The following is a 2256-nucleotide window of genomic DNA, read 5'->3' as shown; positions in this document are numbered from 1 at the left end:
CGACGGTGGCTGCCTTCGTCTTCTCACCACCCGACACTCGACCAGCCAAGGTCAACATCCCCGGCTGGAGTACTAGTTCGCAGCGGCCCATCACACCGTCGTGGTGCGGCCCTGCGGGTCGGTGCGGCGAAGCGGCCCGGACAGGTCTCCCCGGACAATGGCGGCTGCCACGATCCGTTCCGCCCGGCGCCGCCGCATCCGCAGCACCGGCGCGGTTACGCCTCGTTCGGCGGCCATCTGCTCGATCAGCGCCTCACCGAACCGGGTCGCGCTGATCAGCTCGGCGGCCTCGCCGCTGATCAGGCCCGCTGCGGCGGCCCGGCCCAGCAGCAGGTCCGGGTGCCCGTAGGGCATCCGCGGTGACTGCGAACCGGTGGACAACTCGGCCGGCAGCTCGTCTCCGCCGTCGTCGGTGATCACCGCTGTCCCGGCGCGCCACGCCGCCCAACACAACCGCAGCCACAGCCGCGGCACGGCCAGGTCCGCGGTGCGCAGCGCCTGGAGGAACCCGGCGAGGACTTCGGAGTCGACGTCGTCGGCGAGCCGGGCCTGCCCGCGGCTGATCTTCGCCGCCAGATGGGTCAGGGCGGGCAGCGCGACGCCGATCGCGCCGATCACCCAGGCCGGTCCCCAGTCGCGGGCGTGGCCGGCGAGCTGACGCCAGAGCGCGTCGGTGGTGTCGCTGTCGTAGCGCTCGTGCATCAGCAGCGCCCGCAGTTCGTCCAGCGCCAGCATGGTGTCGGGCAGGCCCGGCACCGGGCGGGCGTCGAGGACCAGCGGGGCCGGTTCACAGGTCAAAAGGTCGAACGCCGTCTCGGCGGCGGTCAGCGCCGTGTTGGACATACCGGTGCGGAAGGAAGTCGTCATGACATGGATCCCTTGTCGACGATGGAGCGCTTCGCCTGGTGTGAAGGCTCGAAGGCATCGATTGGGACAGCCCGTCCTGACAGTGGCGGCGGTTGTCAGCCGGGGACAGGTCGTGACCGGTGCGGACAGATTCGCCGCCCGGCATCCCCGGTCAGGGTGGTGCGGTGACGGGTGTTGTCAGGCCGGGGCGGGTTCGATCGGCCTGACAACGGCGATCTGGGCAGCGTCAGTACGCCCGCCGGTCCCGGGGGCCACATGCCCATGGCCGACAACCATCACCGTCCGGCACCGATCCCCACCGGGGACGTGGTGTCCGGCGACCCGCCCGTGCCGATCACCGTCTGGCCGGTGCCCGCCCCGAACCGGGGCGAGACCATGTCCAACGCGATGGGCGTGCGGCTGGTCCACAATCTCACCCACCCCTCCGATCTGGTCGTCGACCTCACCGCAGGCCCGCAACTGGCCCGCGCGGTCATCGCCGCCCGCCGCCGCAGCCACCTGCCAGTACGCCCGTCCGGCCCCGCCTGGCGGGACGCGACGCTGATCGTCACCGGATGGCCGCCCGACCCGCCCACAACGCCCGCCGTCTTGCTCGACCGGTGCCGCGCCGGTCTGCTGCCCGGCGGGTGCGTGGCGGTGCTGCTGCCGCACGGCGAGGTGATCCTGCCGGTCGACGTCATCGTCGCCGCCCGCACCGCCGGGCTGGCCTACCTGCAGCACATCGTGGCCGCCGACCGGCCGCCGCTGCCGGGCCGGCACCTCCACCTGGACATCCACACCGACGTGCTCATCCTGACCCGCAGCACCACCACGCAGGGCAGCACCACCACGCAGGCAGGCCCCGCCGATGCCGGATGACGCCATGCCGGATGACGCCATGCCGGTCACCTCGGTGTGGCTGACGTGCCAGCAGCCCGCCCGCGACCAGCGGCGCGGCCGGTACGTGCCGCAGACCTCCAGCCACCCCGGCAAGATGCTGCCGAGCCTGGCCGCCCACGCGATCGCCTCCTACACCGCGCCGGGCGAGTTGGTGTTCGACCCGATGTGCGGCAGCGGCACCACCCTCGTCGAAGCCGTCCACGCGGGCCGGCCCGCGATCGGCATCGACATCGAACCCCGCTACACCGCCCTGGCCGCAGCCAACCTCACCCTCGCCGCATCCCAAGGCGCCGCAGCCGCTGCCACGGTCCTCACCGGCGACGCCACCCGGCTGCTTGACCTGGTGCCCGCCTCCACCCTCGGCCGGGTCGCACTCGTGCTCACCTCACCGCCGTACGGGCGCGGCACGCACGGCCTGGTGCGTACCACCAGCGGCGGTGTCCGCAAACGGCACCACCTGTACGGCGACCGGGAACACGGCAACCTCGCCTACGCCGGATGGCCACGCCT

General features: G+C 72.7%; 3 protein-coding genes. 2 read left to right on the top strand and 1 reads right to left on the bottom strand.

Annotated features, from left to right (window positions below):
* Nucleotides 1-90: 90 nt before the first annotated feature.
* The gene (locus tag IEY73_RS32525) at nt 91-867 is read right to left on the bottom strand and encodes a hypothetical protein (protein ID WP_189083190.1); all 777 of its coding nucleotides are present in this window, start codon (nt 865-867) and stop codon (nt 91-93) included.
* Nucleotides 868-1122: 255 nt separating this feature from the next.
* Between IEY73_RS32525 and IEY73_RS32520 the strand changes: the two genes are divergently transcribed.
* On the top strand, nt 1123-1725 hold the full coding sequence (locus IEY73_RS32520) for a hypothetical protein (protein ID WP_229716398.1): 603 nt from the start codon (nt 1123-1125) through the stop codon (nt 1723-1725).
* On the top strand, nt 1715-2256 hold a 542-nt coding region (locus IEY73_RS32515), incomplete at its 3' end, for a TRM11 family SAM-dependent methyltransferase (RefSeq protein ID WP_229716396.1). The genes IEY73_RS32520 and IEY73_RS32515, both read left to right, overlap by 11 nt.

Origin of the sequence: Mangrovihabitans endophyticus (genome assembly GCF_014646155.1) — a bacterium.
GTDB lineage: Bacteria > Actinomycetota > Actinomycetes > Mycobacteriales > Micromonosporaceae > Actinoplanes > Actinoplanes endophyticus.
This window is presented reverse-complemented; position numbering and strand designations above follow the sequence as displayed.